The organism is Oscillochloris sp. ZM17-4 (assembly GCF_019599295.1).
GTDB lineage: Bacteria > Chloroflexota > Chloroflexia > Chloroflexales > Chloroflexaceae > Oscillochloris.
In genome coordinates, this window is record NZ_JAIEWN010000008.1 from 131,477 (window position 1) to 138,070 (window position 6,594).

Sequence of the window (6,594 nt, forward strand, 5' to 3'; positions counted from 1 at the left end):
GCACCATAGCGGGCGGATACATCCGCCCGCTATGGTACCACGTTCCCAGAGCTGCGTCCCCGCCAGCCCTACGGCATGACGATCAGCGGGCGCATCATGTCGTGCTCCTCGTGCTCGAGGATGTGGCAGTGCCAGACATACTCGTGGCCGCCGGTGCGCGGGCTCATCGGCACGGTGAAAGGCACCTTCGGCAGGTCGAACTTCATGATCACCGCCGTCACCTCGCCGGGGTGCATCTGGATGGTGTCCTTCCATCCCAGTTCGACGTTCTCGGGGCCGCGCGCCCGCCCGGTGTAGCTGGCTTTGCCGTTGTATGTGGCCACGTTGAAGGGCCGCCGCCAGAGGATTTGGGCATTCACCAGGTGGAAGTGGATCGGGTGTGTGTCGCCGGTCAGATTGGCGATCTCCCAGATCTCAGTCGCGCCCACCTTCGGCGTCTCTGTCGGCTCGTCCATATACTCGCGGCTGTACGAGGTGCCGAAGGCCGGGTCGACCGACCATGGCAGCGGGTGCGGCTCGTTGGTGCCGAGCATCTGCACCAGCCGGCCGTAGGCGTCGTTTGCCTCGTTGAGCGTCAGCCGGCGCACCTTCGCCCCGCGCGGCCCCGGCAGCGGCAGGCGTGTCCAGATCCCGGCCAACGGCCGGTCAATCCCCGAGAGCGGGTTGCTGGCCAGCGGCGTCAGCGGGGTGATCCTCAGACGCGACTCGGCCACCGCCGCGCCCACGTCGAAGCGCATGATCACGCGGCTGTTCGGTGATGTGCCGGGCTCGTTATAGTCGTGGGCCGGGTCTCCGTTCGGGAAGGGCGCCGGCGCGTCATTGTAGAAGATCAGTGATTTGCCGGCGTAGCCGCTGAAGTCGACAATCAGATCCCAGCGCTCGGCTGGCGCGGTGATCAGGCTGCCGCCAAACTGCTGTGACCCGTCCGCCAGCGTGACCCACTGGAAGGGCTGGCCTGATGCCACCTTCATCGGCCGGGCCAGGAATCCGCCCTCGGTGCCCAGCACCAGGAAGTCCGGCCCGGGCTGGGTCAGGTCGGGGGTGACTCCATCATCGTTCGCCACATAGAGCTGCAGGTTGAGGAAGCGTGACTGGCAGGCGTTGAGCAGGCGCAGCCGGTAGCGCGCCCCGTCCACGGCGACCTGCGGGTAGACGGTGCCATTCATCAGCATGGTGTCGCCGAACATCTCCGGTACGATCGAGTACTGGACAGTGTTCAGGTCGAGATCTGCATCAGGATAGAGATCTGCGTCGTCAGGGTATGCCTCTGGGTAGCCCAGGGCGCCGGTGTTCTGGAAGAACTTGTCCTGCACCACCAGCGGCAGCTCGCGCCCGCCATTCTCGACGAAGTCGGGCAGGCCTAGCTTGCGCAGGGCGGCCTCGAACTTGTCGCGGATGATCATGGCCGAGGCGATCCCGGCGTAGGCGTTCAGCCGGGTGATGCCCATCGCGTGGTCGTGGTACCAGACCAGGCGCGCGCTCTGGTCGTTGGGGAAGTAGTACTCGGCCTGGCCATCCTGGAGGTTCGGGTTGAGCCGCTTGTAGAGGTTCTCGCCGGTTGCGGTCATAATGCTCGGGCCGTACTTGTCGCCAGGGGTTCCGGCAGGGGTGAACCAGGTGTAGGGGCCGCCGTCGCTGAGCCAGGGCGTCAGGCCGCCGTGGAGGTGGACGACGGCGCGGTTCTGCGGGCCGTCGGCGCCCATCAGGGTCGTGTCGACCGGCAAGATATGGGTGGGCGGCAGGTTGTTCTGGAAGGTGAGCTGGATGGGGCTGCCGCGCTGGGCGACGATGATCCCGCTCAGGTGGCGCTGGTTATTGTCCACGCCCGGGCCGTCGCCGAGGTTGGTGCGCGAGTGGTAGCCCCACAGCGTGGTTGGGCCGAGGTCGGGGTGGAGCGTGTCGCTGTACTGGCTGATGTCCATCGTGTAGTGGGTGGCCTTTGTCTTGCCCCACTTCACCGTGCCGTCCGGTGTGGCGACCGGGATGACGCCCGGCCCCACGCCGCGCAGCACGGTCTGGAACATGGCCAGCGGGCCGGCGGGCACCTGGGTGGCCGGCAGCCTAGCCACGCCCATGTTCACCGTGCGCCCGCCGACGTTGCAAAGGTAGCGGTTGACCGCGCCCACGCCCGCACCCGCGCCGTCGGTGGCGATCTGGACGCGGCCGGCCGAGGAGATCAGCCCGCCCGGGATGATCATGCTCGCGCCGGTGCCTATCCCTAGCCGGAGGAATTGTCGGCGCGAGACCCCGCGCCGTCTGCGTGTGCTCCGCTCATCGGCGTGCTGCTCACGAACCGTGTCATCCTCCCCGTCGCCGACCCGTAACCCTGTGTCCGCTTCTTCTTGCTGGGAATCCATGACCCCCCCTTTTTTCGATCCAGCTGATAAGCAGCGCAGACACTGGCCGGGGGATGCCTCCCTTTCCCCAAAGGGTTGGGCACCTGGTCGATGACTGGGTAGATGCAGGCAATACTTCGCACACCCTTGGCTATTGATATGCTCTGTATCAGAAGAGCATAGATGGGCCAAGCGTGAGGTGCCTATCTGCATGGTGGCTGGGTCGTGGGTGGGTCGTGCGCTATGTCACAAGTATATGGAGGAATTGTGAAGGCGTCAGTTAATTATCTGTTACACAGGATATCAATAGCGCCACGTTGTGATAGCACTGCGACAAGACGGGCCAGCATCGCTGGCCCGTCTTGTCGCAGTGCTATCACCAAACTACTCCCACTCAATCGTCGCCGGGGGCTTGGATGAGATGTCGTAGACCACCCGGTTCACGCCGCTGATCTCGTTGACGATCCGGCTGCTGACCTTGGCCAGCAGCTCGTAGGGCAGGCGGGCCCAGTCGGCGGTCATGTAGTCCTCGGTGGTGATCGCGCGGATGGCGATCGTGTCGGCGTAGGTGCGGTAGTCGCCCATCACGCCGACGCTCTGCACGGGCAGGAGCACGGCGAAGGCCTGCTGGGTGGCCCGGTACTGGCCGGCGGCGCGCAGCTCCTCCAGGAAGATCGCGTCGGCGCGGCGCAGGGTCTCCAGGCGCTCCCAGCCCACCGGGCCGATCAGGCGCACGGCCAGGCCGGGGCCGGGGAAGGGGTGACGCCAGACCCAGTCCTCGGGCAGGCCGAGCTCAAGCCCGGCGGCGCGCACCTCGTCCTTAAACATGTAGCGCAGCGGCTCGACCAGCTGCATCTGCATGTCGGCGGGCAGCCCGCCGACGTTGTGGTGGGTCTTGATCGTCACGCCCTTCGTGCGGTCGGGCGCGCTGCTCTCGATCACATCGGGGTAGAGCGTGCCCTGGGCCAGGAAGGGCAGGGACGAGCCCTGCCCCGACAGGCCGCGGGCCTCGCGCTCGAAGATGCGGACGAACTTCTCGCCGATGATCTTGCGCTTGCGCTCGGGGTCGGCCACGCCCTCCAGGGCGCCGATAAACTCCTCGCGGGCGTCCACGGCCACCAGCGGGATGTGGAAGTGCTCGCGGAAGGTGGCGACCACCTGCTCGGCCTCGCCGAGGCGCAGCAGGCCGTTATCGACGAAGACGCAGGTCAGGCGCTCGCCGACGGCCCGGTGGATGATCAGCGCGGCCACGGCCGAGTCCACCCCGCCGGAGAGCGCGCAGATCACCTGGCCCTCGGGGCCGACCTGCGCGCGCACCCGCTCGATCGCGTCGGCGACAAAGTTGGCCGGCTGCCAGGCCGAGTCGGCCCCACAGATCGTGTGCAGGAAGTTGCCGAGGATGGCCTTGCCGTTGGCGGTGTGGACCACCTCGGGGTGGAACTGGACGCCGTACCAGCGCCGCGCGTCATCGCCCATGGCGGCGAAGGGTGTGGAGGGGTTGGCGGCCAGCGTGTGGAAGCCGGGCGGCAGCGCCTCGATCCGGTCGCCGTGGCTCATCCAGACCATCTGGGAGGGCGGGGTGCCGGCGAAGAGCGGGTGCGCGCCGCTGAGCGCGACGTCGGCCGGGCCGAACTCGCGGTCCTCGGGGCTGAGCACCACGCCGCCGAGGGCGTGGCTGATCAGCTGCATGCCGTAGCAGATGCCGAGGACGGGCAGGCCGGAGTCGATCAGCCAGGCAGGCATCTGCGGGGCGCCGGGCTCGTAGACGCTGGCCGGGCCGCCGGAGAGGATCACGCCGAGCGGGTTGAGGGCGCGGACCTGGGCCTCAGTCGCGTCGTGAGGCAGCAGCTCGCTGTAGACGCCCAGCTCGCGCACGCGGCGCACGATCAGCTGGGCCGTCTGCGATCCGAAGTCGAGCACGGGGATGCTGTGGGACATACACACCTCTTGAGGTCTGACGACCGACGACCGACCACAGCCTGTGGTCGGTCGTCGGTCGTCGGTCAATATTGTAGGGCTTGCGCTAGCTCGCCGTCACCAGCCGCAGCCGCGGCTGGCTGAAGCTGATCACCCGCTCGGGCTCGGGTGCGCCAATCTCCCGCTCGGCCAGCTCGAAGTCGGGCGTGATCACCACCGAGTTGTCGCCGCCGAAGGCGTTTAGGGCATACCCATCGGCGTTCCAGTCGTTATGCCACTCGTTGGTGTTATGCAGGTAGCGGTACTGAAACGACGCGCCCGCGTCGAGCTCAAGGGTCACCATCCAGCCCATCTCAGTCTGGCGCATCGGCGTGGCCCGCTCATCCCAGTTGTTAAAGTCTCCCACCAGGAAGATCGTGTCGGCCCATATCGCTGACGGGAGGGCGAACGTCACCCGGACTTTGCCGGGCCGGCCGGGCATCTTGGTGATCATGGCAGCACTCCTTCGTTGCCGGGTTGCCGACGTCATTGTCGGCAGGTTAGGGCGGATTATAGCATACCGCCCCGCGCGGGTGAAGAGCCTCTCATAATTGCAGATTGCAGATTGTACAATGCGCGCGCTGCGCGCTGCGCTCAACACTCAACACCCAACACTCAACACTCAATACGCTGCGCTCTAGCGCAGCGTGTAGACCGTCACCTCGCCATCGCCGAAGCTCATCGGCGCGCCGATCTGCTCGAACTTGGCCAGGCCCTCGGGCGGGTAGGTGGCGCGCTCCAGGCCGCCCACATACACGTAGCGCACGCCGTACTTCGCCAGCAAGTCGCGGGCCAGGGCCGCGTCGGCGGTGCTGTAGATCTTGTAGACATCCTCACAGCGCGGCTGGAGCTGCGCCAAGACCGTCGGGTCGCCGCCGCGCCACTGGCCCTCGTGTCCCTTCCAGCCGAGCACGGTGGGGATTCCGCTGGCCGCCGACACGCCGCCGTAGCCCTCGCCGTTGTACGAGCCGCCGCAGGCCGGGGCTGCCGCGCCGGCGGCCACATCCTCAGGGTTGTCGATCTTGGCGGCCTCCAGGATGACGCTGCCGGGGGGCGCGCTCGCCCGCAGCCAGGCGATCGCCTGCCTCCCGCCATCGGTCTGCTCGCGCGGGGTGGGCGCCTCAATGCCGACCATCTCGCCCCGCCCAAGGTCGCGCAGGGCTAGGGCCGGGTAGACCCCCGCGCCCACAAGCATGATCGCGAAGATCGCCGCGACAACGCCGCCGACGACCCTCAGGGCGCCGCGCGTGCGGGCCAGGGTGTACCAGAGGGCGAAGGGCGTCAGCGCGCCCCAGAGCAGCCAGACCTGGTAGTAGAACTTGAAGATCGTGTTGAAGCGGGCCGACCAGCCCTCGAACACGTCGCGGATGTAGATTAGCTCGGTGCCGAAGATGATCGCGCAGCCCAGGGCCACCACCAGCAGGGCGAAGCTCTCGGCGGGCCGCTCGCTGAGCCGCAGGGCCAGCACAAAGGCCAGGATTCCCAGGCCGGCCAGCGCCAGCAGCGGGAAGCCGGACAGCAGGCCGATCAGCAGCAGGGCGAGGGGGGCGATGTTGAATGTTGAATGTTGAATGTTGAATGCTGAATGCACCCTGTCCCCTGTCCCCTGTCCCCTGTTGAATGTTGAATGCTGAATGCACCCTGTCCCCTGTCCCCTGTCCCCTGTCCCCTGTCCCCTGTCCCCTGTCCCCTGTTGCACGAGGTACACAAATGCCGCCAGCGGGATCACAAACAGCCCGAAGATGATCAGGAAGGCCTGGAGCTCGCTGCGGGCGGCCGGGTAGGGCGCGATGATGCTGGTGATCGTGCCCAGGATGGGCAGGTCGATCAGCGGCGCGGCCCCGCCCACCAGCGAGCGGAAGGTCAGGTAGAAGGGCAGGAAGAGCAGGAAGCTCGCCAGCACCGCCAGCCCCAGCCGGCGGGCGTAGGCCAGCCAGTCGGTCGGCCCATCGCCGGCTAGGCGGCGCTGGAGGATGAGCAGCGCCCCGGCGTAGAGCAGCAGGTAGGTCGGCAGATCCCAGCTGTTGATCGCGTAGAGGCTGCCCAGGATCACCCCGCTGACGACCAGCTCGGCCCCGCCGGCCCGCCCGCCGGGCGGGGCATCGGCGCGGGCCAGGGTGGCCAGGGCCAGGGCCAGGGCCAGCAGCGTGAAGGGCAGCGACATCACGTGGGGGTGCATGTCGCCCAGCCGGAAGCTGAACAGCGGGAACTCGGTGATGTCGTAGCGCCGCTCCTGGCGCGGCGGCTGGCCCGGCTCGCCCATGGTGTAGGTGTCCCAGAGCGAGCGCGAGGGCCACCACCA

4 protein-coding genes are annotated in these 6,594 nt (G+C 67.5%); all 4 read right to left on the reverse strand.

Annotated features, from left to right (window positions below; genetic code table 11):
- Positions 1-68: 68 nt before the first annotated feature.
- Positions 69-2,357, reverse strand: a complete 2,289-nt coding sequence (locus K2Z83_RS09045) for a multicopper oxidase family protein (RefSeq protein ID WP_220594851.1) — start codon at positions 2,355-2,357, stop codon at positions 69-71.
- A gap of 363 nt (positions 2,358-2,720) precedes the next feature.
- A complete protein-coding gene (gene guaA / locus K2Z83_RS09050; RefSeq protein ID WP_255603607.1) occupies positions 2,721-4,274 on the reverse strand; it encodes a glutamine-hydrolyzing GMP synthase in 1,554 nt (517 codons plus the stop codon).
- Between the two features lie 85 nt (positions 4,275-4,359).
- Positions 4,360-4,746, reverse strand: coding sequence for an isoamylase early set domain-containing protein (locus tag K2Z83_RS09055; RefSeq protein ID WP_220594853.1), 387 nt, complete (start codon positions 4,744-4,746; stop codon positions 4,360-4,362).
- A 183-nt stretch (positions 4,747-4,929) separates the two neighbouring features.
- Positions 4,930-6,594: DUF2298 domain-containing protein (locus tag K2Z83_RS09060; protein ID WP_255603609.1), on the reverse strand; the 1,665-nt coding region annotated here is incomplete at its 5' end.

Bases quoted from the DNA above. Each gene is read 5' to 3' on its own strand.
- K2Z83_RS09045 (WP_220594851.1), bottom strand. From the start codon at position 2,357: ATGGATTCCCAGCAAGAAGAAGCGGACACAGGGTTACGGGTCGGCGAC.
- guaA (WP_255603607.1), bottom strand. From the start codon at position 4,274: ATGTCCCACAGCATCCCCGTGCTCGACTTCGGATCGCAGACGGCCCAG.
- K2Z83_RS09055 (WP_220594853.1), bottom strand. From the start codon at position 4,746: ATGATCACCAAGATGCCCGGCCGGCCCGGCAAAGTCCGGGTGACGTTC.